This window comes from Nocardia salmonicida NBRC 13393 (genome assembly GCF_001613085.1).
Taxonomy (GTDB): domain Bacteria; phylum Actinomycetota; class Actinomycetes; order Mycobacteriales; family Mycobacteriaceae; genus Nocardia; species Nocardia salmonicida.
Genome location: NZ_BDBR01000037.1, coordinates 92803 through 117686, shown reverse-complemented (window position 1 = coordinate 117686; position 24884 = coordinate 92803). Strand labels below are relative to the sequence as shown.

General features: G+C 68.8%; 24 protein-coding genes and 1 pseudogene. 11 read left to right on the top strand and 14 right to left on the bottom strand.

Features of this window, described 5'->3' with window-relative positions; genetic code table 11:
• Together NS1_RS39465 and NS1_RS41925 are read left to right on the top strand one after the other, a co-directional pair.
• Positions 1–466, top strand: a pseudogene (locus NS1_RS39465) (SDR family NAD(P)-dependent oxidoreductase); the annotation flags it as partial.
• Between the two features lie 83 nt (positions 467–549).
• Positions 550–675, top strand: a complete 126-nt coding sequence (locus NS1_RS41925; protein ID WP_255284744.1) for a hypothetical protein — start codon at positions 550–552, stop codon at positions 673–675.
• A 4-nt stretch (positions 676–679) separates the two neighbouring features.
• Here the strand turns inward: NS1_RS41925 and NS1_RS29580 are convergent, their stop codons facing one another.
• The 11 genes from NS1_RS29580 to NS1_RS29530 form a co-directional block, all read right to left on the bottom strand.
• Positions 680–1285: a GTP-binding protein gene (locus NS1_RS29580; protein ID WP_062989711.1), complete on the bottom strand. Its 606-nt coding sequence runs from the start codon at positions 1283–1285 to the stop codon at positions 680–682.
• Entirely contained in the window at positions 1266–1640 is a 375-nt protein-coding gene (locus tag NS1_RS29575) for a DUF742 domain-containing protein (protein WP_056809730.1), read from the bottom strand. Before NS1_RS29575 ends, NS1_RS29580 begins: the two co-directional genes overlap by 20 nt.
• Before the next feature lie 12 nt (positions 1641–1652).
• Positions 1653–2057, bottom strand: coding sequence for a roadblock/LC7 domain-containing protein (locus NS1_RS29570; protein WP_056809728.1), 405 nt, complete (start codon positions 2055–2057; stop codon positions 1653–1655).
• Position 2058: 1 nt separating this feature from the next.
• A complete protein-coding gene (locus NS1_RS29565) occupies positions 2059–4410 on the bottom strand; it encodes a sensor histidine kinase (protein WP_063816305.1) in 2352 nt (783 codons plus the stop codon).
• A gap of 219 nt (positions 4411–4629) precedes the next feature.
• On the bottom strand, positions 4630–5037 hold the full coding sequence (locus NS1_RS29560) for a DUF779 domain-containing protein (RefSeq protein ID WP_056809726.1): 408 nt from the start codon (positions 5035–5037) through the stop codon (positions 4630–4632).
• Positions 5037–6554, bottom strand: a complete 1518-nt coding sequence (gene exaC / locus NS1_RS29555) for an acetaldehyde dehydrogenase ExaC (protein ID WP_062989707.1) — start codon at positions 6552–6554, stop codon at positions 5037–5039. Before exaC ends, NS1_RS29560 begins: the two co-directional genes overlap by 1 nt.
• Positions 6555–6641: 87 nt before the next feature.
• Positions 6642–7916 carry a transcriptional regulator gene (locus NS1_RS29550; RefSeq protein WP_255284743.1) on the bottom strand — a complete coding sequence of 425 codons (1275 nt, stop codon included), beginning with the start codon at positions 7914–7916 and terminating at the stop codon, positions 6642–6644.
• A 153-nt stretch (positions 7917–8069) separates the two neighbouring features.
• Positions 8070–8390: a hypothetical protein gene (locus NS1_RS29545; protein WP_056809722.1), complete on the bottom strand. Its 321-nt coding sequence runs from the start codon at positions 8388–8390 to the stop codon at positions 8070–8072.
• Positions 8391–8453: 63 nt separating this feature from the next.
• Positions 8454–9602 carry an alkaline phosphatase family protein gene (locus NS1_RS29540; RefSeq protein ID WP_084504616.1) on the bottom strand — a complete coding sequence of 383 codons (1149 nt, stop codon included), beginning with the start codon at positions 9600–9602 and terminating at the stop codon, positions 8454–8456.
• Entirely contained in the window at positions 9599–9919 is a 321-nt protein-coding gene (locus tag NS1_RS29535) for a nuclear transport factor 2-like protein (protein WP_062989705.1), read from the bottom strand. Before NS1_RS29535 ends, NS1_RS29540 begins: the two co-directional genes overlap by 4 nt.
• Before the next feature lie 96 nt (positions 9920–10015).
• Positions 10016–10639 carry a TetR/AcrR family transcriptional regulator gene (locus NS1_RS29530; RefSeq protein ID WP_062989702.1) on the bottom strand — a complete coding sequence of 208 codons (624 nt, stop codon included), beginning with the start codon at positions 10637–10639 and terminating at the stop codon, positions 10016–10018.
• Between the two features lie 124 nt (positions 10640–10763).
• On the opposite strand from NS1_RS29530, the gene NS1_RS29525 reads away from it, so the two are divergent.
• Positions 10764–11831, top strand: a complete 1068-nt coding sequence (locus NS1_RS29525; protein WP_062989747.1) for an NAD-dependent epimerase/dehydratase family protein — start codon at positions 10764–10766, stop codon at positions 11829–11831.
• Between the two features lie 16 nt (positions 11832–11847).
• On the top strand, positions 11848–12090 hold the full coding sequence (locus NS1_RS29520) for a hypothetical protein (RefSeq protein ID WP_062989700.1): 243 nt from the start codon (positions 11848–11850) through the stop codon (positions 12088–12090).
• 90 nt (positions 12091–12180) lie between these two features.
• On the opposite strand, the gene NS1_RS29515 is transcribed toward NS1_RS29520, so the two are convergent.
• The 3 genes from NS1_RS29515 to NS1_RS29505 form a co-directional block, all read right to left on the bottom strand.
• Complete coding sequence (locus NS1_RS29515) at positions 12181–12762, bottom strand: class I SAM-dependent methyltransferase (protein WP_062989698.1); 582 nt, start codon at positions 12760–12762, stop codon at positions 12181–12183.
• A gap of 40 nt (positions 12763–12802) precedes the next feature.
• Positions 12803–13417: an HAD family hydrolase gene (locus NS1_RS29510; RefSeq protein WP_062989745.1), complete on the bottom strand. Its 615-nt coding sequence runs from the start codon at positions 13415–13417 to the stop codon at positions 12803–12805.
• Positions 13418–13753: 336 nt separating this feature from the next.
• Positions 13754–14908: an LLM class flavin-dependent oxidoreductase gene (locus NS1_RS29505; protein ID WP_062989696.1), complete on the bottom strand. Its 1155-nt coding sequence runs from the start codon at positions 14906–14908 to the stop codon at positions 13754–13756.
• Positions 14909–15116: 208 nt separating this feature from the next.
• Between NS1_RS29505 and NS1_RS29500 the strand changes: the two genes are divergently transcribed.
• The 7 genes from NS1_RS29500 to NS1_RS29470 all read left to right on the top strand — a co-directional run bounded on the left by NS1_RS29500 (position 15117) and on the right by NS1_RS29470 (position 24884).
• On the top strand, positions 15117–16616 hold the full coding sequence (locus NS1_RS29500; RefSeq protein ID WP_062989693.1) for a flavin-containing monooxygenase: 1500 nt from the start codon (positions 15117–15119) through the stop codon (positions 16614–16616).
• Positions 16617–16765: 149 nt separating this feature from the next.
• Entirely contained in the window at positions 16766–18037 is a 1272-nt protein-coding gene (locus NS1_RS29495) for a GlnX family signal transduction membrane protein (RefSeq protein ID WP_255284742.1), read from the top strand.
• Positions 18028–18999 carry a glutamate ABC transporter substrate-binding protein gene (locus tag NS1_RS29490; RefSeq protein ID WP_157125449.1) on the top strand — a complete coding sequence of 324 codons (972 nt, stop codon included), beginning with the start codon at positions 18028–18030 and terminating at the stop codon, positions 18997–18999. The genes NS1_RS29495 and NS1_RS29490 overlap by 10 nt, the downstream gene beginning before the upstream one ends.
• Positions 18996–20168, top strand: a complete 1173-nt coding sequence (locus NS1_RS29485) for a hypothetical protein (RefSeq protein WP_062989689.1) — start codon at positions 18996–18998, stop codon at positions 20166–20168. Before NS1_RS29490 ends, NS1_RS29485 begins: the two co-directional genes overlap by 4 nt.
• On the top strand, positions 20165–22591 hold the full coding sequence (locus tag NS1_RS29480) for a serine/threonine-protein kinase (RefSeq protein WP_063816301.1): 2427 nt from the start codon (positions 20165–20167) through the stop codon (positions 22589–22591). Before NS1_RS29485 ends, NS1_RS29480 begins: the two co-directional genes overlap by 4 nt.
• Complete coding sequence (locus NS1_RS29475; protein WP_063816300.1) at positions 22588–23598, top strand: protein phosphatase 2C domain-containing protein; 1011 nt, start codon at positions 22588–22590, stop codon at positions 23596–23598. The genes NS1_RS29480 and NS1_RS29475 overlap by 4 nt, the downstream gene beginning before the upstream one ends.
• On the top strand, positions 23595–24884 hold the full coding sequence (locus NS1_RS29470) for a VWA domain-containing protein (RefSeq protein ID WP_062989685.1): 1290 nt from the start codon (positions 23595–23597) through the stop codon (positions 24882–24884). Before NS1_RS29475 ends, NS1_RS29470 begins: the two co-directional genes overlap by 4 nt.

The following is a 24884-nucleotide window of genomic DNA, read 5'->3' as shown; positions in this document are numbered from 1 at the left end:
GGGGGACCGGGTCGCCGCCGCCGCGCGCACCGGATCCGCACTCGACGAACTCGCCGCCGCCCATCCGGGCCGGGTCCTGCCGTTGCCACTCGACGTCACCGATCGCGGTGCGGTACACGAGGCCGTCGATGCCGCCGTCGCGCACTTCGGTCGTCTCGACATCGTGGTCAACAACGCGGGCACTCTGTCGATGGGCATGATCGAGGAATTCACCGAAACCGAAGCCCGTGCGCAGATGGAGGTCAACTTCTTCGGCGCGCTCTGGGTGAGCCAGGCGGTGCTTCCGCACCTCCGTGCCCAGCGTGGCGGGCACATCGTGCAGGTCTCCAGCATCGGCGGACTGGCCGGGTTCCCGCTGTCGGGAATGTACGCCGCGAGCAAATTCGCGCTGGAGGGCATGAGCGAGGCCCTGGCGATGGAAGCCGCGGAATTCGGTGCGCGCGTGAGCATTCTGCAACCGGGCGGGTACTGGACCGGCCTGTATTCGGCGATGGCGAACACCACACCGATCGAGGCCTACGCCCCGCTGCGCGCACAGTTGGAGGCACAGTGGGCCGAAGGTTGGTGTACGACTTGGCCTTCGACCTCGCGCGAGCCAAGATGGCCACCTGGTCGGCATGGGAGCAGACCAGCCGAGCCGCGGAGCGGGCAGTCGCCGCGCCGGGCTCGGCCTAGCCGCTCAGGTGGCGACGGGAGTGCGTGCGGCGCGATCGATCAGGTACTCGACCAGGTGCGTCAGCACCGCCTTGGCCGAGGGCCGATCGCGCGCGTCGCACAGGATCACCGGTGTGTTCGGGTCGAGGTCCAGCGCGTCACGCACCTCCTCGACCGTGTAGCGCGGCGCACCGTCGAAGCAGTTCACCGCGATCAGGAACGGCAAGCCGCGCCGCTCGAAGAAGTCGACCGCCGCGAACGAGTTGCTCAACCGCCGGGTGTCGGCGAGCACGATCGCGCCGAGGGCGCCACGGCACAGCTCGTCCCACAGGAACCAGAAGCGGTCCTGTCCGGGCGTACCGAACAGGTACAGCACCAGATCCCGGTCGATGGTGATGCGACCGAAGTCCAGCGCGACTGTGGTCGTGTGCTTCTGCTCCACGCCCGACAGATCGTCGACCCCGGTGCTGACCTCGGTGATCAGCTCTTCGGTCCGCAGCGGCGCGATCTCGCTGATCGCGCCGACCATGGTGGTCTTGCCGACGCCGAAGCCGCCGGCGATGAGGATTTTGACCGAGGCGGCCATGTGCTGGTCGCCTGCGGACGTCGGGTCAAAGTTTTCGGATGCCATCCAGAACCGCTCGCAATATGTTGAGGTCACCGGCACCGGCCTCGGCCGATACCGGAGCCCGGAAGATGAGGTGGCCCTCGGCGATGAGATCACCGACGAGGATCTTGGTCACCGCCAGAGGCAGTTTCAGCACGGCCGAGACCTCGGCCACCGACTGCGGACGCTTGCACAACTGTGCGATCGTCGTGTACTCGGGTTCTGGTTTGCGCAGGGTGGGGGCGGGATGCACTGCTACCACCACCGTGAGCATGTCCAGGTCGTGCGCCGCACCCATGGTGCGGCCGCGGGTCACCGCGTACGGCCGGACCAGGGGTCCGGCCGCGTCGTCGAACCACGGATCGCCGAGTCGAGTCATTGTCGAAACTTTCTATAGCTGCGCATGCCCGTGCCGCGGCTCCGTCGACAGATAACTGCCGACCCGCTGCACGGTGAGATTCATTTCGTAGGCGACCATGCCGAGATTGGCCGACTCGTTGGCTTGCAGTGCCAGGCAGGCGTTTTCGCCTGCGGAGGTGACGAAGAGCACCGCTCGATCGAGCTCGATCACCGCCTGGCGCACGCCGCCACCGTCGAACCGGCTACCCGCGCTGCGCGCGAGACCGTAGAGAGTCGAGGACATGGCTGCGAAGTGTTCGGCATCTTCACGCTTCATCTGCGAGGAGCGTCCGAGCAGCAGTCCGTCGGTGGACAGCACAACCGCGTAGCGGACCCCTGCCAGCCGGTCGACGAGATCGTCGAGTAGCCAGTTGAGATCACCGGGGGAAGAGTTCACCTCAGCCTTCCTGTTCGTCCTGATTCGATGTGGTCTGTTGCTTGCGACCCTGGCGGGTGCCGTTCTCGATCGCGGACATGATGTCGCGCGCCTGTTCTGCGGAGCGGGGACGCTCGGGTGCGCGTGGCGCCTCGGCGGCCGGCTCGGTGAGTTCGGGTGCCAGATTCGTCTGCCTGCTGCGCCGCGGCAGTGCGGGACGGTCGTCGGAGCCGGTGTCGTAGCGCGGGTTCTGCACGGGGGGCGCCGCCGGGGCCGGCGCCATCGGACGCGGGGTCGGCGGGTCGGCGACCAAGGTCGCGACAGGTGCCGGAGCCGCTTCGAGGGCGGCGACCGGTGCCGATGATTCCTGCGGTGCGGGCAGACCACGCCGCAGCGGGCCGGTCGTCGTGGGCGGCGTGCCCGCCGAATCGGCCTCGCCCGCCAGCAACTGCTGGGGGATCAGCACGATGGCACGGATGCCGCCGTAATCGGATTCGCTTAGCCGCACCGACACACCGTGTGCCAGGGCCAGCCGGGCGACCACGAACAGGCCGAGGCGCGAGTCCGAGGACAGCGTGCCGACACCGAAGTCCGGCGGATCGGCCAGCATGGTGTTGTAGCGGACCAGGTCGTCGTCGCTCATGCCCATGCCCTGGTCGGTGATCTCGACGACCACCCCCTTGCCGACGACATTGCCGCCTGCCTCGACCCGCGACTGCGGCGGGGAGAACGCGGTGGCGTTGTCGACGAGCTCGGCGAGCAGGTGCACGAGGTCGGCCACGACAGTGCCGACGACGTTGACATCGGGCAGCTTGGTGACCCGCACGCGCGCGTAGTCCAGCGTTTCGCCGATGGCGCTGCGCACCACGTCCATCACGGGCACCGGCTGACGCCACTGGCGACCCGGTCGACCGCCGCCGAGGATGATCAGGTTCTCGGCGTTGCGGCGTTCGCGGGTGGCCAGGTGGTCGAGCCGGAACAGCGTCTCCAGCAGTGCCGGATCCTCTTGGCGGCGTTCGGCTTCATCGAGGATCTCGAGCTGGCGGTGCACCACGATCTGGCTGCGGTGGGCGATATTGAGGAACACCGCGCGCACACCCTCCCGCGTGCGGGCCTCGTCGACAGCGGCACCGATCGCCGCCGCGGCGGCATGCTCGAAGGCCTTGGCGACCTGACCGATCTCGTCGTGCCCGAAGTCGAGGGTGGGGGCGGTGTGTGCCGGGTCGACCTCGCCGCCGTCGCGCAGGGTGCGCATGGTGGCTGGCAGCTGCTCGTCGGCGAGTTGCAGGGTCGCGGTGCGCAGGCGGCGCAGGCGGCGGATGATCCGGTTGGCCAGGACCACCGCGACGAGGAAGACGAGCACACTGAGCGCGAGCACGCCGCCGCCTGCCAGCGCGGCGTTCGTCTCGGCCTTGCGCGCGGAGTCCTCGGCGAGCTCCTGGACGTGGTCGTTGTAGCTCTTGTAGGAGTCGAGCAGGCTGCGGTTGACCTCGGCCGCGGCATTCTGCCATTCGGGTATCGCCATCGGCAGCGCGGCGGGCGTGGGGGCCTTGCTGGTCGAGCTGGTGCTCGCCTGGCCGGCCGCCGACACCGCGAAACGCTGCACGAGAGCGGATTCCATCGTGGTGAGCTGCTGCCAGTGCCCGGTAGTCGTCAGAGCGACGACGGCGCCGCGCTCTGGTTCGTCGAGTCCGGCTGCCAGGTTGGCGATTTCACCGTGGTAGAGACCGCTCTGGTTGGTGAACTCGTCGAGCGGGATGGCCGAGACACCGTCCGAGGCCACCATCGCCGTGGCGACCGCATTGCTTCGGGACATCGCCTCGGCGGCACCGAGCAAGCGCAGTCCCTCGGACACACCGCTCGCGACGACCGCGTCGGGCGCCGCGCGCTCGGCGACCTTGGTGCCCTGGATGATCACGTTGAGCAGCGAGTTGTAGAACAGGTAGGCATCCGTGATCGGCAGCATGCGGGCATCGGCGCCTTTGCGCACCCCGTCCAGATGCGTGCCGAGAGTGGCGAAGCCGGCCTTGTCGTTGCCGATATTGGAATCATCGATCGCGCGCAGGTTCTCACCGGCGGCGATGAGCCCACGAAAGGCGCTGTCCATACGCGTGCGCGCGGCGGGTAGCCCGAGCGCGGCGGTCTCGTCGCCTGCGATGTGGGCCAGGGTGAGGTGGCGCTCGGATTGGACCGCCTCGATCAGCTCGCGGGCCGGAACGGCGGCATCCTGCAACTGCACGGCCCATGACTTGGCCTTGTTGCTCTGCTCGACCAGGTAGCCCGCCGTACCGACGCCGACCACCACCAGAGTCAAACTCGGGATGAGAGCAATCGCCAGAATCCGGGTGCGCACACCGAGTCTCGCTAAGAACATCGCCATAACGTAACGGAATCGTTGCAGTGTTGTCGTGTGTGTCTCGGTGAGCGAGACGCGATTTGGTTTGCGCGGGAAAGCATTTGCTATATGGGTCGAAGACGAAAAAACGGCGAGCTCGCCCCGCCGGCTGAGCCGCGATGGCCCAGTCGGCGGGGGCTCGCCGCGACCTGGCAGCGCCGGGAAAGATGCTGCCAGGTCAGGTTTTCGGGGGTGCCGCTACAGGGTACGGTCGGCGCCCGTTCGCGGTGGCGGCCCGGCCGCCAGCGCCGCGTTCTCCGCCGCGGTCAGCAGCCTGGCGCGCAACACGAATCGCATGCCCTGACCGGCCTCGAGCGAATCCTCGGCGGCCTCACCGCGCGTCACATCGACGGTGAGGTGGGTATCTTTCCAGCATTCGAACTGTGCCGCGCTGATCCAGAATTCGGTGTGCCAGCTGAGTCGGCCGAGCAGGATGTCGGCCTTCTCGATCGGGAACTGCTTGGCCGACAGGCACACCGGTGCGCTGTCGTCGTCGCAGCCATCGCCGGCCTGGCGGAACAGCACCGGGCCGTTGTCCTCGATGAGGCGGCGGAGCAGGGTCTGGGCGCGCTCGGTGATCTCCACACGGTGGATTCGATTCTGCATCAGAACATCCCGAGTCTCGTCGTCGAATAACTGACCAGCAGGTTCTTGGTCTGCTGGTAGTGCCCGAGCATCATCGCGTGGTTCTCCCGGCCGAATCCCGACTTCTTGTAGCCACCGAACGCGGCGTGGGCGGGGTAGGCGTGGTAGCAGTTGGTCCAGACCCGGCCCGCCTTGATGCCGCGGCCGAGTCGATGGGCGGTGTTGATATCGCGGGTCCACACGCCCGCACCGAGACCGTAGAGAGTGCCGTTGGCGATGCGGATCGCTTCGTCGACGGTATCGAAGCGGGTGACCGCGACGACCGGGCCGAAGATCTCCTCCTGGAAGATCCGCATCGTGTTGTCACCCTCGAAGACGGTGGGTTCGATGTAGTACCCACCCGGTAGACCGTCGACCTTGCGTGCTTCCCCTCCAGTGAGCACGCGGGCGCCTTCGGCTCTGCCGATGTCGAAATAGGACAGAATCTTCTCGTACTGGTCGTTGCCGGCCTGTGCGCCGATCATCGTCTCGGTGTCGAGCGGATGACCGGACACGATGGCCTCGGTGCGGGCGATGGCGCGGGCGAGGAACTCGTCGTAGATCGATGAGTGGATCAGCGCGCGCGACGGGCACGTGCACACCTCGCCCTGGTTCAGGGCGAACATGACGAACCCCTCGACGCATTTGTCGAGATAGTCGTCGTCGGCGGCCATCACATCGGGTAGGAAGATGTTGGGGCTCTTGCCGCCGAGTTCGAGGGTGACCGGAATGATGTTCTCGCTGGCGTACTGCATGATCAGCCGTCCGGTGGTGGTCTCCCCGGTGAAGGCGATCTTGGCCACGCGCGGGCTCTGCGCCAGCGGTTTGCCCGCCTCGACGCCGAAACCGTTGACCACGTTGAGAACTCCGTCGGGCAGCAGATCGGCGATGAGTTCGACGACGAGCAGCAGCGACGCCGGAGTCTGCTCGGCCGGTTTGATCACCACGCAGTTGCCCGCCGCCAACGCGGGGGCGAGTTTCCAGGCAGCCATCAGGATCGGGAAGTTCCACGGAATGATCTGCCCGACCACTCCGAGCGGTTCGTGGAAGTGATAGGCGACGGTATCGGCGTCGATCTGCGACAGCGATCCCTCTTGGGCGCGAAGCACTCCCGCGAAATAGCGGAAGTGATCGATGGCCAGGGGGAGGTCGGCGGCGAGGGTCTCGCGAACCGGTTTGCCGTTGTCCCAGGTTTCGGCCACCGCCAGCGGTTCGAGACTGTTCTCGATCCGGTCGGCGATCTTGAGCAGGATGTCGGAGCGCTCGGTGACCGAGATCGCGGCCCAGCGCTCGGTGGCGCGGTGCGCGGCCTCGAGCGCCATGTCGATATCGGCGGCGGTGGAGCGGGCCACCGCGCAGAAGGTCTCACCGTCGACCGGTGAGGTGTTGTCGAAATAGCGCCCTTCGACAGGGGGAGACCAATCACCTCCGATGAAGTTGTCGTATCGGGCGGCATAGCTGACTATGCCGGTGTCCGATCCGGGTTTGCCGTAGATCATGCGCCTCGCTCCTCGCGACCTCTGCGTGGTGCCCCACACTATGGTCGGCGAAGGTTGGTACGAGGTTGGTGACGGTATTCGCGCAGGTCAGCCTTGGCGTGCGGTGAAAAGTCGGGCCGTAACCACGGCGCGGCGGACGTCGTCTCGCGGCAGTAGCCGCAGGGCATGCTCGTGCACGGCGACATCGCCGGGGCACCGCTGCCCGAACGCGACCGCGTGCTCGGGACGGTCGCTGCCCAGCACGGCATTGCGGATACCGACGTCGAGGTGAGCGCGCCACTGTTCGACGCCGGGCAGATCCGAACCGGGCAGCAGCGGCCCGCGATACAGCCACAGCGCCGAGGTGAGGTCGCCGCCCTCGATGGCCGCCAGCAGATCCACCGCGTCGCAGGACACCGCGCCGGTGAGCATGTAGCGCCGGTTCGCGATCTCGCCGCGGGTGGCGCGGCGCAGGTGCGACACATCGGCTTTGAGCGTGTTCAGCGACACCGCCCGCTCACCGTAGACCGCGGCGTGGAGCTGTTCGGGGGTGTAGCCGTCGGGTTCGAGCGCCAGCAGAGCCAGGATCTCGAGTTGGCGTGGCGGCAGCGGTACCGGGCGGCCGTCGCGCAAAAGCCTTGCCGCGCCCAGGCATTCGAGCCGCACACCCGGCGCGGGCGTCGGTGCTTCCGCACGTAGCATCGTCTCCACGGCGGTGACGAGCGCGCGGACCGAGGTCATCACCATCGGATGCGAGCGTTCCCAGGTCGAGGACAGATCGAGCACACCCACCGTTCGACCGTCGGGGCCGTGGATCGGCGCGGAGTAGCAGACCCAGCCGTGCAACGCTGCGACGAGATGCTCCGCGGAGAACACGGTGACAGCCCGGTCGTCGTGCAGGGCAAGCGATAACCCGTTGGTGCCCATATGGCTTTCGTCCCAGACCCCGCCCGGCGCGAAGTTCACCGCTTCCCCTTGGCGGCGCAGCGTACGGTCGCCCGCGGTCCACAAGATGGTGCCCGATTCGTCACTGACGACGGCGAGATAGCCCGATTCCTCGGCCATTCCGCGCAGCTGGCCCGCGAGTTCGGTGACGGGCCTGCGCAGCGGGGATTCCGACCAGCGGTCGCTGATGTCGTTGAATCCGGGCGCGACTTCGGTGGCGGGGTCTACGGTGTGCAGTGAGCGCTGCCAGGATTTGGCGACATCGTTGCGCACGGCGCCGGTGTCGCGGGGCAGGGTCAGTGGGCGTGAGGGTGCCGCCAGACGGCTCCACTGTTTCTCGAGCTCGACGCGGTAGTCCGAGAGCCGTTCGGGCCGGTGTGGGCCGGCGATCGGATTGTCGCGGGCGTCTGGTCGGGCTCGTCCCAGGTCTTCGCCCACGTTCACTCCCTGCTCGTCGGTGACGCACCGTTCCAGCGACGAGAACGGGTGTGGCGCTTACTGTCTATCAGCTGTGCCGCCGCCGTGGGAACGTTTGTGCCGAGGACGGCCAGGTCACCTGCCACTGACCTGTCGTGTCGGCTTGACGGGCGACTACTTGTTCAGAAAGATCCCGGCGATGTCGGCGTTCTTGATCGGAGTGTCGACATTGCGCTGGGTCGCGCACAGCAGGTCGACCTGCACGATCATCGAATCGACCACGGTGCCCGCTGGCTCGTTGTCGTTGCCGGTCTGCTGCTTGATCGCCTTGGTGATGGTGATCCGCTTGGTGTTCGCGTCCTGGTTGACGTAGTCGCGGCAGCTGGTTTCGCCACCCTGGTTGAGCGCCCGCTCGACCTCGGTGCAGCCGGTGGCCAGGGCCGCCAGCACCGCGACGCCCACCGCGACGGCGCCGGTTCGGGTGTTGGCAGCCATGTTTCCTCCTGGAATGGTTCACAGCGCGCGCCTGCGCGTCGGGGACAGCTTAGGTGGTGGTACTCAGGCGCGGTGGATCCGCAGGGGAACCCGCAGTTCGGCGGCGGTGAGTGAGCCGTGGTGGCCGACCATGATCGATTGCAGCGGTTCGGCGCCGGACCGCACGACACCGCCGTCGCCGCAGGCGACCACGACGAGATCGCCGATGCGTGCGGCGGCGTCGCGGGTGAGGATCGGGCCGAACCAGCCCGCGTCGATCGCTTCCTCGCGGGTGCGGACCAGGAACCCGGCGCCGAGCACGCCTCGCCAGGTGTCGGCGACCGCGGCGCGGTCGTCGGTGTAGACGTGGCGGGCGCGCGGTTCACCGCCCAGTGCCAGCACGTTGTTCGACAGATGCGGGTGGGTGTCGAAGTCGATGCGTTCGACGAGTTCGACCATGCCGTGATCGGCGGTGACGACGAGCGCCGAGCGCGCGGGCAGACGGGAGGCGATCTCGGCGGCGATCCGGTCGACATTGGCGAGCTCGAACCGCCACGCGCGGCTGGCGGGTCCGCGGGCGTGACCGGTGGTGTCGAGTTCCGAGTGATAGGTGTAGACAAGGGTTTTCGGTGCGGAGATGAGGGCCGTCAGAACGCCGTCGACGAGATCGCCGACCGAGAAGGCCGTGCGGAATCCGCCGCCGCGCCACCCGGCCAGGGTCAGGCCGGAGCCGTCCTGATAGCTCGGCGCTACCTGTACGGCGGCGATGCCCGCGTCGGTGGCCCGCTCGAAGATGGTGCGGTGCGGTTGAATTCGGTCAGGTGGGAAGGCGGTGAGCGCCTCCACCTTGGCGCCGGCGCCGATGAGTTGCCAGCGCAACGAATTGAACAGGCGCTCCTCGCCGGGCAGCCGCATGCTGTAGCCGACGATGCCGTGCTCGCCCGACGGCAGTCCGGTGCCGAGGGTGGTCAAGCTCGTTGCCGTGGTGCTGGGGAAACCGGCGTCGAGGGTGACCTCGGGCAGGCCCGTCAGGAACGGCGCGGCAGCGGATTCGGCGGCCAGGGCTTGCGCGCCGAGTCCGTCGACGAGCAGGACGCAGACCCGGTCGACATCGAGCTCGAGGCCGAGCCGGTCGGTGTCGCCGGGCGCGCCGAGGCAGGTCAGTACCGAAGGGAGTAGATCGGAGAGTGCGGCTGTGCCGTAACGCGGTGTCAGCAGGAGATCGTCGCTCACGCCTGTCCTGTTTCGAATCGGCTGATCAGCCCGTCGCGCAGGACGAACTGCCAGGTGGTTCGCATCGAACCCCCCCGGCTGTTGGTGTAGTCGGCGGTGAGTGCGAGGCCGTCTTCGGAGTCGACTGTGTCCACGACGAGATGTCCGTTGCTGCTGAAGATCTCGGCCTCGGTCCACTGCGCGAGATTGCGTTCGACGCCGTCATCGGACATCGTGGCGTCCTCGGTGAGCACGCCGTAGAACTGGTCGGTGTCCTGCGCGTTGAGCGCGTCGACGAACGCCTCGATCACGGGATCGAGTTTCGCGGTGCCAGACATCGGGCCTCCTGCTCGAATCGGCTACGCATCGACAAACACGGTCGTAACCACTCTAGGGCAGCGCGCGCGCCGGTTCGGCGGAATATCGTCGGTGCGTCAGGCGCGTGGCGGGCCCGGGGTGATCAGCGCGGTGAATGTGTGCATGATCGTGTCGACGAGCTCGGGCGCGTGGGTGCCCATTTGTTCGCTGCGCTTTTCGAGATGACCGTCGAGCCACAGCGACGCCAATCCGTGGGCCAGCCCCCACCAGGCGACGGCGAGGGTTTCGGCGCGGTCGGCGGGGACGGCGCCGACCGCGACGCATTCGGCGACGGTGTCGACCAGGACGTTGAAGGCGGCGTCACCGGCCACGTGGGCGTCGGGGTGCTTTTCCGGTTGGGACAGTTCGGGGCGGAACATCAGCCGGAACTGGGCGGGGTGATCGCGGGAGAACCGCACGTAGGCCGCACCGAGTTCGGTGATGGCCGCCAGCGGGTCGGGCGTCGTCGCCCTGGCGGTTCTCATGTAGGAGGCCAACTGCTGGAAGCCGTCGATCGACAGCGCCGAGAGCAGCGCGGCGCGGTCGGCGAAATGGTGATAGGGCGCGCCGCTGCTGACCCCGGCCTCCCTGGCGACGCGGCGCAGGCTCACCGCGGCCAAGCCCTCGCTCTCGATCAGGCTCAGGGAGGCGTCCATCAGCGTGGCGCGCAGGTCGCCGTGGTGGTAACTGGTGCGCTTCACCCTCACGAGGGTAGGCGAGACTCGGGCCGGAATTGGCACTGGACAGGAAATCTATGCAGTGTTTAGATTAATTGAGCATCGCTTAGATGCACTCTCCACCGAATCGACGGAATGGATGACCACCATGACCACTCGGGTACTCGTCACCGGCGCGACAGGTTTCGTCGCCGGCCACTGCATCGCCGAACTCCTCGACCACGGCTACGCCGTCCGCGCCACCGTGCGCGATCTCGCCGCGCACGCCACCCGCGCCCACCTCACCGAGCTCGCGCGCCGCACCGGTGGTGACCTGGAATTCGTCGCGGCCTCCCTCGGCGACGACGCGGGCTGGGCCGCGGCGGTCGCGGGTTGCGACACCGTGCTCCACGTCGCGTCACCGTTCCCCGCCACCCCGCCCGACAACGAGCAGGACCTGATCGAACCCGCGGTACAGGGCACCCTGCGCGTGCTGCGCGCCGCGGCGGCCGCCGGTGTTCGACGCGTCGTGCTCACGTCCTCGGTCGCCGCCGTCGCCTACGGCCACGACGTGGACAAGGTACGCACCGAGGACGACTGGTCGGTGGTCGACCGCATCCCCGCCTACCAGAAGAGCAAGACCCTCGCCGAGCGGGCGGCCTGGGAGTTCGTCGAATCCCTGCCCGCCGCAACCGGTCTAGAACTGGTGGTGGTCAACCCCGGCATGATCCTCGGCCCGCTGCTCGAAGCCAGGACCAGCACCTCCCACGAGCCGGTCCGCCGCCTGCTGGCTCGCGATGTGCCGGGTTCGGTGAAAACCGGCTGGACCCCCGTCGATGTCCGCGATCTCGCCGTCGCACACCGGCTGGCGATGGAAGTGCCCGAGGCCGCGGGCAATCGATACATCTGTGCGACCGATCCCCTGTGGATGGGGGAGTTGGCTCGCCTGCTGGCCCGCGACTACGCCGCCGAGGGCTTCCGTGTTCCGACGCGCGTGCTGCCGAACTGGGTGATCCGCCTCGTCGCCGTGTTCGACAAGGGTGTCCGCTTGACGGTGCCGGTCCTCGGTCGCACCGAACACGTCAGCGCGGACAAGGCCCGCCGCGAACTCGGCTGGACCATGCGCCCGATCGAGGACACCGTCCGCGATACCGCCGACAGCCTGATCGCCTTCGGCATCGTCACCGCTCCCGGCCGGCCCGCGAAGTCATCGCGTGCCGCAGTCGGAACTCGTTGAGCGGGAAGGGAACGCGATGTTGATCGCCGCACTGCTGCTCACTCTCGTCGGCGTCGTTCGCCGGAAACTGCGCGGTGGTACGGGCACGGAGGCCACGGGAGGTTCGGCACTCGGGGTCCGGCTCGAGCGGGTCGGCGACGCGGTACGGCGCGGCGCGACCCGGCTGGTTCGCGAACCGGCCCCGGCCCTCTCGGTGGCCGTCGCGGTCCTCGGACTCGCCGTAGTGGGCACGCACCTGGCCTGTTCGGGTCAGGTCTGAGGTCGACGCCATTCTTGGCGTTGCAGATCCGGGATCACCGGGCGAAAAAGTTCGCCGCCATGGCCGCCGCGCGCGTCGTGACCGGCCGACTCAGCGCGGCCGTTGCCACCGCAGGGTGTAGCGCCACATCAGGCGGCGGTGGATCTCGGCGCCGGGAAGGTGTTCGGCGGCGGCGGACCGGATTTCGGCGAGGGTTTCCCGTGGAGCGGCCAAGGTGACATCGGGCCCGCCGTGCGAACGGTGTCGCCAACGATCGAGGCCCCAGATGGCAGGTAAGAGGGGCATGTAGTGGAAGTCGCTGACCGGGTGCATCTTCCACAGACCCACCACCGCGAGGGTGCCGCCCGGAGCGACCAGGTGACGCAGCGCGGTGATGCCGTCGCGCACGGGGACGTGGTGCAGCGTGGCGACGGCGGTGACCACGTCGAAGGTCTGGTCGAGGTCGCGGAAGTCGGCGTGTTCGAGGTGGACGTTGGGTGCGGCGGGGGCGTTGGCGATCACCTGGTCGTCGATGTCGACCCCGAGCACCGCATCGCAGCGGGTCGCGAGTTTGCGGGCGAGTAACCCGTCACCGCAGCCGATATCCAATGCCGTGCGGGCGTTTTCGGGCACCTGCTCTAGGACCCAGGGGTGGTATTGCGTGTTGTGGTTCCAGTAGGGGTCGGTCGGCATGACCGGTCAACGCGCCGGGTCTCGGATGGGTTCCGGAACACTACTGGTCGAGCGCCGAGTGGGCGGACAACCACCCGGCGAACTGGGTGAGGTCGTCGAGCACCACATCGGCGCCCGCGGCCCACAAGCCCTCGGCGTCGTAGGGTCCGGTCGTGACGCCGACGGCCACCACACCGGCGGCCTCGGCGCCGCGCATGTCACCCGCGTGATCGCCGACGAAAACATGGGCGGCCTCTGCCCGCAAGACTTCGGCCTTCCCGGTCGACCACAGATCACCGGCGAGGCGATCGACCTGCCAGCCGAGGTGATCGACGTGCAGTCGCGCGTGTGGCTCGAACTTGCCGGTGACGACCAAGGTTCGCCCACCGGCGGTGCGCACGGCGGCCAGGGCGTCGTCGGCCCCGGGCAGCGCGGCGATGTGGCCGATGACGTCCGGGTACAGCTCGCGGTAGCGGGTGACCAGATGGGGGATCAGATCGTCGGGCGCGCCTGCCTCACCCAGCAGCGTGGCCAGCGGCGGACCGAGGTGCTCCGCGAAGTGCGAGCCGTCCATCGGCAGATCGAACTCGCGCGCGAGGGTGTCGATCGCCAGGGCGACGCCCGGACGTGAGTCGATGAGAGTCATGTCCAGGTCGAAGCCGACGGTGAGAGTCACGGTGCCGAGCCTATCGCCGACCGTCCCCAACCCTGCCGATCGATGTCCGCACCTGCTCCGAACTGCACTGATTCACGTGGAACCCCGGCTGCACTCGATGCCGAAAACAGTTGGGGGAGTGCGGTGCAGCGAAGCATGATGTGCGCCACGGCATTTCGGACCTACCAGTTGGTAACCGGAAAATCGGCAGGTCACGCCCGCATCGAGAGGCGCCGAAAGGGGTTGAGCCAGCCCGTCGCTCAGTCGATGGCAGATAACGCAACGGTGCAGCGACTGCCGATCGGCACGGTGAACTACCTGCGCGGCGCGACCTGATCCGGGCCGCGCCCCGAGGCATCAGCTACTGGCGGCCGCGGTGAACGGGGCGATCGTGGGCACCGACACCGGCCGCGACGGATGCGTCCACACACCCTTGCGCTCCAGAATCGGCAGCACACCCTCGCCGAACCAGTACGCCTCCTCCAGGTGCGGATACCCGGACAGGATGAACTGGTCGATCCCGATCGCGGCGTATTCGAGCAGGCGATCGGCCACCTCGGTGTGCGATCCGACCAGCGCGGTACCCGCGCCGCCGCGCACCAGGCCGACGCCCGCCCAGAGATTCGGGGCGATCTCGAGTCCGTCGGTGCGACCGTTGTGCAGCTGCGCCATGCGTCGCTGCCCCTCGGAATCGCTCTTGGCCAGGTTCGCCTGCACCCGTTCGATCTCGCCGGGGGAGATGCCGTCGAGCAGGCGGTCGGCCTCGGCCCACGCCTCGGCGGCGGTATCGCGGCTGATCACGTGGATGCGCAGGCCGAAGTCGACCGTGCGGCCTTCGATCGCGGCCAGGCCGCGAATCCAGTCCAGCTTCTCGGCGACGGCGGCGACCGGCTCGCCCCAGGTGAGGTAGGTGTCGGAGTAGCGAGCGGCGATCGGTCCGGCCGGACCCGACGAGCCGCCGAAGAACACCGGCGGAATCGGGTCGGGACGAGTGCTCAGGATCGCGTCCTTCACCTGCAGGTGCTCGCCGGTGAAGCTGAACGGCTCGGTCCGCGACCACAGCTCTCGCACGATGTGCAGGAACTCGCCGGTGCGCGCGTAGCGCTGGGTCTTGTCCAGGAAGTCGCCGTAGGCCTCCTGTTCGCGCTGCTCACCGCCGGTGACGACATTGAGTAGCAGGCGCCCGGCCGAATGACGCTGGAACGTCGCCGCCATCTGCGCGGCCAGGGTGGGGCTGGTCAGTCCGGGGCGCAGCGCCACCAGGAACTTCAGCGTCTCGCTGGTCTGCACCAGCATGGCGGTGGTCAGCCACGCGTCCTCGCACCACGCGCCGGTGGGCGTGAGCACGCCCTCGAAGCCGTTGTCCTCGGCGGCGGCGGTGAGCTGGTTGAGATAGCGCAGCGTCGCGGGACGATCACCGGACATGAAGCTGCCGTGTCCGCCCGCCATCAGGCCGCGCGAGTCGCCGTAGGTGGGAAGGAACCAGTGGAACGACAGTCCGCGTTCGGTCATGTCCGCCTTTTTCGTTGCAGTGATGGGGCCCATCGATGCTGACCGGTGCGCGAGCCCCCGTCACGGATTCCGATCACCGTGCGCGCAACCCACGACACGCCGCGCCGCCACCACGCCGAACTAGACGTAACTATGCGAAACACGTAACCTCGACACAGGCTCGGGCGACTTTGCACGGGTCGGCGACCCTACGAAACGAGTTTCCTCAATGACGCGGCATGTCGACGTACTGATCATCGGCGCTGGCCTGTCCGGAATCGGCACGGCCTGTCACCTCACTCGCGAGCAGACCGGACGCACCTACGCGATCCTCGAGCGCCGCGAGAACATCGGCGGCACCTGGGACCTGTTCAAGTACCCCGGCATCCGCTCGGACTCGGACATGCTCACCTTCGGTTTCGGATTCCGTCCCTGGATCGGCACCAAGGTGCTCGCCGACGGCGCCAGCATCCGTGACTACGTCGAGGACACCGCCAAGGAATACGGCGTCACCGACCACATCAGCTTCGGCCGCAAGGTCGTCACCGCCGACTTCGACCGCGGCACCGCCCTGTGGACCGTGCAGGCTGTGATCGAGGCCACCGGCGAGACCGAGACCTGGACCGCCAACTTCGTCGTCGGCGCCAGCGGCTACTACAACTACGACAAGGGCTACCAGCCCGACTTCCCCGGTCAGGACGACTTCAAGGGTCAGATCGTGCACCCGCAGCACTGGCCGGAGGACCTGGACTACGCGGGCAAGAAGGTCGTCGTCATCGGTTCCGGTGCGACCGCGATCACGCTGATCCCGTCGATGGCCGACACCGCCGCCCACGTCACCATGCTGCAGCGTTCGCCCACCTGGATCCAGGCTCTGCCTTCCGACGACCCGGTCGCCATCGGTTTCAAGAAGTCGCGCGTGCCCGACGCCGTCGCCTACAAGATCGGCCGCGCCCGCAACATCGCCCTGCAGCGCGCCAGCTTCCAGCTCTCGCGCACCAACCCCGAGCTGGCCAAGAAGCTGATGCTGGCCCAGGTGCGCCTGCAGCTCGGCAAGAAGGTGGACCTGCGCCACTTCACCCCCAGCTACAACCCGTGGGATCAGCGCCTGTGCGTGGTCCCCAACGGCGACCTGTTCAAGGTGCTCAAGAGCGGCAAGGCCGACATCGTCACCGACCGCATCGCGAAGTTCACCGAGAAGGGCATCCTGACCGAGTCGGGTCAGGAGCTCGAGGCCGACATCATCGTCACCGCCACCGGCCTGAACGTGCAGATGCTCGGCGGCATCACCCTGACCATCGACGGCACCCCGGTGAAGTTCAACGAGACGGTCGCCTACAAGAGCGTCCTGTACTCCGATATCCCGAACTTCCTGATGATCATCGGCTACACCAACGCCTCCTGGACGTTGAAGGCCGACCTCGCCGCCGCCTACCTGTGCCGCGTGCTCAACATCATGCGCGACCGCGGCTACACCACCTTCGAGGTGCACGCGAACCCGGAGGACATCGCCGACGAGTCGCTCATGGGCGGCGCCCTCACCTCGGGCTACATCCAGCGTGGCAACGACGCCATGCCCCGCCAGGGTGCCCGCGGCGCCTGGAAACTGATCAACAACTACTACCGGGACCGCACGCTGATGCACAAGGCGCCGATCGAAGACGGCGTGCTGCAGTTCACCAAGACCGGCACCACCGTCAAGCCCGGTGAGAAGGTCGCCGGAGCGTAGACACCGAACCCGAAAGGCCCGCCACAACGAACCGTGGCGGGCCTTTTCTTTGCCCGCGATCGGCCGGTTTCCTTCACCCGGGCGAACTTTCAGCCGCTCCCGTACTATCGCGATCGAAGACACCGCCCGGGGAGATGAAGGAGGACGGTGTGGGATCTCGCCTACCGGCGACCATCCGTGACGCGGGGACGTGGCTGCGGCGATTCGCCGCGACGACACCAGGTGTGATCGGGGTGGTCCTCGTCGTGACCACGGTGGCCTGTCTGGTCGCCGGATCGACTGTGGGCCAACAGCTCGACGCGAAGATCGTACGTACCGAACAGGTGCTGGATCGGACCGAGCCATTGGCCTTCGCCGCGCAGAGTCTGTATGTGTCGCTCTCGGCCGCCGACGCGGGCGCGGCGACGGCCTTCCTGTCCGGTGGCATCGAATCACCGCAGGTACGAGACACTTACGAGCAGGCACTCGCCGACGCCGCCGCCGCACTGGCGGAAGCGACAGCCGGCGCCGCCGACGCGCAGACCAGGGCGATCGTGGCCCGCATCGCCGCCGACCTGCCGACCTACACCGGCCTGGTCGAGACCGCGCGCGCCAATAATCGTCAGGGCTTTCCGGTGGGGTCGGCGTATCTGCGCCAGGCCTCGGATCTGATGCAGACCTCGCTGCTGCCCAATGCCGAACAACTCAGCAAGGCCCGCTTCGCCGCCGTGCGGGAGGACCAACAGCGCATCGGTGCGCTGCCGTGGACGAGCATCGTGCTCCTGGTGCTCGTACTCGCGGTATGTGCGATCGGGTCGATCGTGTTGCTGCGCAGGACCAACCGTCTGGTGAACACCGGTATGGCCATGGCGGGGCTGGCCGCCCTGGTGGCGTTGCTGTGGACCGCGGGCGCCACCCTGACAGCCGCGCAACTGCTCGACAACGGTAATTCCGGCGCCGGTGCGCGCGTGGAGAACCTGGCGGGCGCCCGCATCCTGGCCCAACAGGCCCGCACCGACGAAACCCTGGCCCTGATCACCCGCGGCGACATCACCGCCACGGAGAAGGCCTTCCAGACCCACAGCGGAGACCTGCGCGGGCGTCTGACCGCGGCCGGTGGCGGCGACTCCGATGCCGAACGCGCGCTGACGAATTGGAGCGCGGGACACAACGCCCAGCGCACCGCCTACGAGAAGGCCGACTATCCCGGTGCGGTCACCCAGGCGATCGGCACCGGCCCCGACAGCTCGGCCACCAGCTTCGCCCGCCTCGACAAGGAACTGCGCGACGACCTCGCCCAGGCGCGCGACGACCTACGCGACGGCGTCGCGGCCGCGGCAACGTCGTTGACCCTGAGCCCCTTCGGCACCCTGTTCCTGCTCCTGGCCGGGGCAGGCGCGGTGATCTCCGGACTCTGGCCACGACTGAAGGAATTCCTGTGAGCCGCCCCCTGCTGGTCGTGCTCGCCGCGGCCCTCGCGCTGGTCGCGGGCTGCGCCGACGCACCCGAACCGACGACCATCGCCGCCACCGCCGTCGCCCCACCGCTACCCGGCGCCGAAGCCATCACCTCGGCCCCGGCCGCCGAAGGCACCGGAACCTGCGATACCGAAGCGACGCTGGCGCCGACGACCCAGCCGCGACCGGGTGCGATGCCGATGGGATCGGCGATGGCCGCGATCGTGGCCAACGGCAGGCTGCGCGTGGGTGTCGATCAGAACACCTACATGTTCGGGTTCCGCAATCCGTCGACCGGCAGGCTCGAAGGTTTCGATATCGACCTCGCCAGGGAGATCGCGCGCGATCTGTTCGGTGACCCGGACAAGATCGAACTGCGCTCCGTCACCGCGGCCGACCGGATCCCGCTGCTGCAGGAGAAGAAGGTCGACATGATCGTGCGCACTTTCTCTGCGACCTGTGAACGCCGCCGCGAGGTCGACTTCTCCAGCGTGTATTACCGTGCGGCGCAACGCATCGCGGCCCCGCACGGCGCGGGCATCACCAACGGCGCCGGGCTCGCGGGCAAGCGGGTGTGCGTGGCGAAGGGCACGACCGCGGCCGCACCGCTGTTCACCTTGCCGACGCCCCCGAACGTGCTCGGCGTGACCAACTGGACCGACTGTCTGGTCGCCCTGCAGCAGGGCACCGTCGATGCGATCAGCGGTGACGAGCCCATCCTGGCGGGTCTGGTGGCCCAGGACCGCAATCTCGAGGTCGTCGGCGACCCGATCGGTGCGGGCGCGTACGCGGTCGGCGTGCCGCGCGGCAGTGACGAACTGGTGCGCTTCGTCAACGGCGTGCTCGACCGCACCCGCAACGACGGCACCTGGCAGCGGATCTATGCCCAGCACCTGTCGACCCTCGGCGCCTCGCAGGGCCCGCCGGTGCCCCGGTACGTCGGATGACCTGGCCGATGCTCGGCGTGCTCGAGATCGAACGTGAACTCACCGGGCGCACAGCGGAACTGGCGAAGGTGACCACGACCTTGCTCGAGCTGGACCGCCATCCCGGCCTGGCACTGGTGCGCCGCTATCCGCCGACGGGGGAGACCGCCCGCCGTTGGGTGCCGGTGGAGAAGGCGCTGGGCGAACTCTGGGAGGACCTGGGGCGGGTGCGGGCCATCCTCACCGAAGCCGAGGCGGTGCGTGCCGGGCGCGGCAAGGTCGACGAGCGCGCACGCGGGCGGCTCACGGAGCTGCTGCGTGGCCGCCCACACGAAGTGGCGAGGATCCCGATTCCCCTGGCGCAGCGCGGTCTCACCGGCCCCAGCGAGACCATCGTGACGGTCGGTATCGCCGATTGCCTCGACCGGATGCGCGCCGCGTTCGCCTTCGTTGCCCCCTTCGCCGACGAGATCGCAGCGGTCGACGAGAAAGTGCTAGGCGCGCTCGCCCCCCTGCAACAACGCGTTGAACAGGCGCGCGGCGCACTGGACGCGGCCGGCGAACCACTGGCCACCCTCCTGCGCCGCGCGGGCACCGACCCACTCGGCTTCGGGCCTGGCGAGATCGACACCGCCCTGGCCTCACTCACCGCCCTGATCGACACCGAATCCGCCCGTCACAGTGACTATCTCGCTGTGGCCGCCGACCTGCCAGGCGCGGTCGCCGCCCTGCGTGCGCGACTGGCCGATCTCGGCGAACTCCAACATCGCGCCGACGACACCGCGACCCAGGCCGAGCACAAGGTCGCGACCGGCGAGCTGCCCGACAGCGGCGAACCGGCCACCAGGCTGGGCGCCGAACTCGACGCTCTCGGCGATGCGCCCGACCGTCCGACGGTCCAACACCTCCTCGCGCTGCGCGTGCGGGCTGCCGCCGCTGCCGAAAAGGCCACGCAGCGAGACGAATTGGCGCGCGGACTGCTCGACCGGCGCGCCGAACTACGCGGCAGACTCACGGCCTACCGCGCCAAGGCCGCTCGGCTCGGCGTGAGCGAGGACCGTGATGTGCTCGCGGCCGACCGGATCGCGGCCGGTCTACTCACCCGAACGCCGTGCGATCTGGCCGCGGTCACCCGGGCAGTCGCGGACTATCGTTCGATCATCGGGGAGAAAGCGGGGCGGACAGCATGACGTGTAGTGAACCGGGGTGCGGCGGCGCGATCGAGGACGGCTACTGCGCACTGTGCGGTACCGCGCCCGTCGCGAGCCCGCCACCGGTGCATCAGCCCAGATCCGTCGCCAACGGACGGTCGGGGCGCACCACGGCGCAACCACGCGGCGGGAACCGTCAGGCGCCACCTCCGCCCGTGCCGGTCCCGGGTGCCTGTGGCGAAACCGATTGTGACGGAACAATCGTCGACGGCTACTGCGGCACCTGCGGTACCGCTCCGGCCACGGTGACAGGCCCGCTGCACAGCCCGTCCGCGTCGACGGTCAGCGCGAGCGGGCGCACCTCGAGTCGCTCGGTGCGAACCCGGTCGGGCTCGGCCCGTTCGGCCGCGCGTGGCAGGCTCGGCGCCGGACTCGTCGAAGTACCGCCGGTCCCGCGCGTCGACCCGGCCACGGCCGTGCTCGCCGACCCTCAGGTGCCCGAATCCGACCGCTTCTGCGGCAAATGCGACAAGCCCGTCGGCCGCGGTCAGGCGGGCGTTCCCGGCCGGACCTCCGGGTTCTGCCCGCACTGTGGCACCCGCTACTCGTTCGTGCCCCGGTTGCGGGCAGGCGATCTCGTCGGCGGCCAGTACGAGGTGGCGGGCGCGCTGGCCCACGGCGGTCTCGGCTGGATCTATCTGGCCACCGACCGCGCCGTCAACAAGCGCTGGGTGGTCCTCAAGGGCCTCATCGACACCGGCGACCCCGACGCGCTGGCCGCCGCGCTGGCCGAGCGCCGCTTCCTCGCCGAGGTCGACCACCCCAACATCGTCAAGATCCACAACTTCACCGAACACGCCGACGCCGACGGCGAGCCCGTCGGCTACATCGTCATGGCCTATGTCGGCGGTACGTCGCTCAAACAGATCCTGCGCGCCTATCGCGCCGAGACCCAGCGCTATCTGCCGCCCGCCCAGGCGATCGCCTATGTGCTGGAGATGTTGCCCGCCCTCGGCTATCTGCACGCTCGCGGCTGGGCCTACTGCGATTTCAAGCCCGACAATGTGATGCAGACCGAGGAACGTCTCGAGCTGATCGACCTCGGCGCGGTCATCGCGATGGACGACCGGACCAGCCCCATCTACGGCACCCTCGGCTACCAGGCGCCCGAGATCGCCGAAACCGGGCCGACGGTGGCCACCGAGATCTACACCGCGGGCCGCACGCTGGCCGTGCTGATGATGCGGGTGCCCTCCGTCGACGGCAAACTCGGCCCGATACCCGGTCCCGACACCGAACCGCTCCTGGCCGAACATGATTCGCTGTACCGCTTCTTGCAGCGGTCCACCGACCCCGACCCGCTCGCGCGCTTCGCCTCGATGAGCGAGATGGCCGACCAGCTCACCGGTGTCCTGCGGGAAGTGCTGTCGACCGGCGACGGCATCCCACGTCCGGGCATGTCGAGCCAGTTCGGTCCCGCCCGTGCCGTCTTCGGCATCGACAGCGTCACACCCGAACCGGCCGCCCTCATCACCGGTCTGCCCGCTCCGCTGGTCGACCCCGGCGACAGCGGCGCCGCCCTGCTGGCGACCACCGATGCCGCGACCCCGGCCGAACTCGAGCAGGCGCTCACCGCCGGACTGCGCGCGGTGGTCACCGGAGCTGGCGAGTCGGTCGAGATCCCGCTGCGACTGGTTCGCGCCGAGCTCGAAGCAGGCGACGCGGCGGAGGCACTGAACCGTCTCGCCGCCTTGGACGCCGAGCTCGAATTCGACTGGCGCCCGGTCTGGTATCGAGCCCAGGCAGCCCTGCTCACCGGCGACTACTCCGCCGCCGCAGCGGATTTCGAGTCCGTCTACGCCGCGCTGCCCGGTGAACCCGCCCCGAAACTCGCCTTGGCGGCCGCACTGGAACTCGGCGCCGAGGCCGACGGCAGCGAGAACGCCTTCGCGCTCAGCCGTGCGTCGGCGCTCTACGACGTGGTCTGGCGGACCGACCACACCTTCCTGTCCGCCGCCTTCGGCGCCGCGCGACTGCGTCGTATCAGCGGCGACCGCGCGGGCGCGGTAGCGGTCCTGGACCAAGTGGACCGCACCTCCTCGATGTTCACCGAGGCCCGGGTCTCCGCCGTCGAAACCCTACTGACGCACCGTGATCCGGCCGACCTCGACGAAGCGCTGCTCCGCCGCACCGGCGAGCGCGTCGACCAACTGCGCCTCGACTCGCGCAAACGCACCGCGCAGGTGCGCATGTTCGTCCTCGAGGCGGCACTGAACTGGATCCGGTCGGGACAGCGGCCGAGTACACCAGGCAAGCTGTTGGACGTGGAATTCACCGAGCAGGGCGTGCGGACGGGATTGGAACGATGCTTGCGGACACTGGCGCGCGAGGCCGACGACATGTGGACCCGATTCGTCCTGGTGGACCAGGCGAACTCGGTGCGCCCGAGGACCACCCTGTGACGGCGCCGGGTTGTGCCGATTGCGTGGGCTCGGCACGGGCGGGTCACCGCTTCTGCGAAGGCTGCGGTCGCGAACTCGGCGTGCGCAAAGTCGCACTGCCCGTGCATGATCCGGTCGAGGTGCCGCAGTGCTCCACCTGCGGGGAACGCCGCTACGAGGGCGGCTACTGCGTCAAGTGCGGCAGCCCCAAGCCCATGCCCGATCGCTTCGAGGAAGACCTCGGCGCGGTGTATGTCCTCACCGACCGCGGAATCAGCCACTCGCGCAACGAAGACGCGGTCGCGGCCGCGGTACGCGAGGGTGACGGCATCCGGGTGATCGTGGTCAGCGACGGCGTCTCCACCTCCCAGGATCCGCAAGCCGCCTCGGGCAATGCCGCCCGCACCGGCGTCGACGCCGCCTTGGCGGCCTTGGCCGAGGGCAGGCCCGACTCCGACGCCGCGATGGCGGGCCTGGTGGCGGCGACCGCGGCGGTGCGCGGCATGTCACGCACCCCCGAGTACGCGCCGTCGTGCACCTACGTCTCGGCGATCGTGCGCGAGACGAACCTGGGGACCGACATCACCGTCGCCAATGTCGGTGACAGCAGGGCCTTCTGGCTCGCCGCGGGCGATCCCACCGCCTCGCGCCGACTCAGCATCGACGACTCGTGGGCCCAGGCCCTCGTCGACGCGGGCGCCCTCGACGAGACCGCCGCGATGAACGACCCGCGCGCGCACACCCTGCTGCGCTGGCTCGGCGCCGACGGCGGCGAAGCGCCGTGGTCGGCGAACTGCCTGCAACGCATGCTCGCCACCGAACCGGGCACGCTGCTGCTGTGCAGCGACGGCCTGTGGAACTACTTGCCCGAGGCGGTCGCGCTCGCCGGCTTCACGGTGGAGACCTCGCCGCAGGCCGCCGCCCGCGCGCTCGCCGACTTCGCCTTGAACAGCGGGGGCAGCGACAACATCACGGTCGCACTGGCTCCGGTGCCCGTCGCCCTATCGCACCAACCAGGAGTGTCATGAGTTCCCCTGAGACAGCAGGTATCTCGATCGCCGTCGACCAGAACGAATTCCTCGCCGAAGGCGCGAGCGCGGTGGACGCGGTGCTGACGGTGACCACCGGCCCCGAACTCGCCGTGGTCGCGACGCCGCCGCCGCGCCTGGAGATCCTGATCATCGACTGTTCGGGCTCGATGGGTAACAAGCGCAAATTCGAGAACGCGCGCAACGCCACTCGCACCGCCCTGGACGAGATCCCCGACGGCACCGCGTTCGCCATCATCGAGGGCACCGAAGCGGCCCGGCTGATCTACCCGACCGACAACACCATGTCCGCGCCCGCCGACCGCGCCCACCGCGGCTCGGCCCGTCGGGCCCTGGATCGGTTGCGGCCGGACGGCGGCACCGCGATGGGATCGTGGCTGGCGCTGGCCCGCCAGGTCGCCGCCGCGCACCCCGGCGCGCAGGCGCATGCGATTCTGCTCACCGACGGCAAGAACGAACACGAGACCCCGCAGGAACTCGCGACCGAACTCGACCGGGCCGAAGGCCTTTTCGTCTGCGACTGTCGCGGTGTCGGTGACGACTGGGTCGCCGAGGAAGTGCGCAAGATCGCCCAGAAATTGTCCGGTGACGCCAATATCGTCGCCGACCCGAAGGACCTGGCCGCGGACTTCGCCGCGATGATGCGCTCGTCGGCCGCCCGGGTGATCCCGGAACTGACCCTGAAGGTCTGGACCCCCGCGGGCGCTCGGGTGCGCATGGTCAAACAGGTCTCGCCGGTGCTCGAGGATCTGACCGGACGTCGCACCGATGCCGGTGCGCAGGTGGGGGAGTACCCGCTGTCGTCGTGGGCCGCCGAGGAACGCGAATACCACGTGCAGATCGAGCTGGAACCGGCCGCGCCGGGCCGGGAGAAACTGGCCGCGCGATTGAGCGTGCTGGCCGGCGCCGAGGTCCTCGGCCAGGGGCTGGTGCGTGCCGTCTGGACCACCGATTCGACCCTGTCGACCCGCATCAGCACCCGCGTCGCCCACTACACCGGGCAGGTCGAACTGGCCCAGGTCGTCCAGGAGGGTTTGGCTGCCCGCCGCAACGGCGATGTCACGACCGCCACCGCGAAACTGCGGCGCGCGGTGGAGCTGGCCGCCGCCTCCGGCCACGAATCCACCGCCAAGCTGCTGCGCGGTGTGGTGGAAGTCGAGCACGACGGCACCGTGAAGCTGCGCGGTCAGGTCGCCGCGGCCGACGAACTCGCCCTCGACATCCGCTCGACCAAAACCGCGCGGGTGCGGCCGGAGGGCGGCTGA

What these genes read in the sequence shown, in the direction of transcription:
- NS1_RS29580 (WP_062989711.1), bottom strand. Translation starts at nt 1,285, where the DNA reads ATGGCATCCGAAAACTTTGACCCGACGTCCGCAGGCGACCAGCACATG.
- NS1_RS29575 (WP_056809730.1), bottom strand. Translation starts at nt 1,640, where the DNA reads ATGACTCGACTCGGCGATCCGTGGTTCGACGACGCGGCCGGACCCCTG.
- NS1_RS29565 (WP_063816305.1), bottom strand. Translation starts at nt 4,410, where the DNA reads ATGTTCTTAGCGAGACTCGGTGTGCGCACCCGGATTCTGGCGATTGCT.
- NS1_RS29560 (WP_056809726.1), bottom strand. Translation starts at nt 5,037, where the DNA reads ATGCAGAATCGAATCCACCGTGTGGAGATCACCGAGCGCGCCCAGACC.
- exaC (WP_062989707.1), bottom strand. Translation starts at nt 6,554, where the DNA reads ATGATCTACGGCAAACCCGGATCGGACACCGGCATAGTCAGCTATGCC.
- NS1_RS29545 (WP_056809722.1), bottom strand. Translation starts at nt 8,390, where the DNA reads ATGGCTGCCAACACCCGAACCGGCGCCGTCGCGGTGGGCGTCGCGGTG.
- NS1_RS29535 (WP_062989705.1), bottom strand. Translation starts at nt 9,919, where the DNA reads ATGTCTGGCACCGCGAAACTCGATCCCGTGATCGAGGCGTTCGTCGAC.
- NS1_RS29525 (WP_062989747.1), top strand. Translation starts at nt 10,764, where the DNA reads ATGACCACTCGGGTACTCGTCACCGGCGCGACAGGTTTCGTCGCCGGC.
- NS1_RS29520 (WP_062989700.1), top strand. Translation starts at nt 11,848, where the DNA reads ATGTTGATCGCCGCACTGCTGCTCACTCTCGTCGGCGTCGTTCGCCGG.
- NS1_RS29515 (WP_062989698.1), bottom strand. Translation starts at nt 12,762, where the DNA reads ATGCCGACCGACCCCTACTGGAACCACAACACGCAATACCACCCCTGG.
- NS1_RS29505 (WP_062989696.1), bottom strand. Translation starts at nt 14,908, where the DNA reads ATGACCGAACGCGGACTGTCGTTCCACTGGTTCCTTCCCACCTACGGC.
- NS1_RS29500 (WP_062989693.1), top strand. Translation starts at nt 15,117, where the DNA reads ATGACGCGGCATGTCGACGTACTGATCATCGGCGCTGGCCTGTCCGGA.
- NS1_RS29485 (WP_062989689.1), top strand. Translation starts at nt 18,996, where the DNA reads ATGACCTGGCCGATGCTCGGCGTGCTCGAGATCGAACGTGAACTCACC.
- NS1_RS29480 (WP_063816301.1), top strand. Translation starts at nt 20,165, where the DNA reads ATGACGTGTAGTGAACCGGGGTGCGGCGGCGCGATCGAGGACGGCTAC.
- NS1_RS29470 (WP_062989685.1), top strand. Translation starts at nt 23,595, where the DNA reads ATGAGTTCCCCTGAGACAGCAGGTATCTCGATCGCCGTCGACCAGAAC.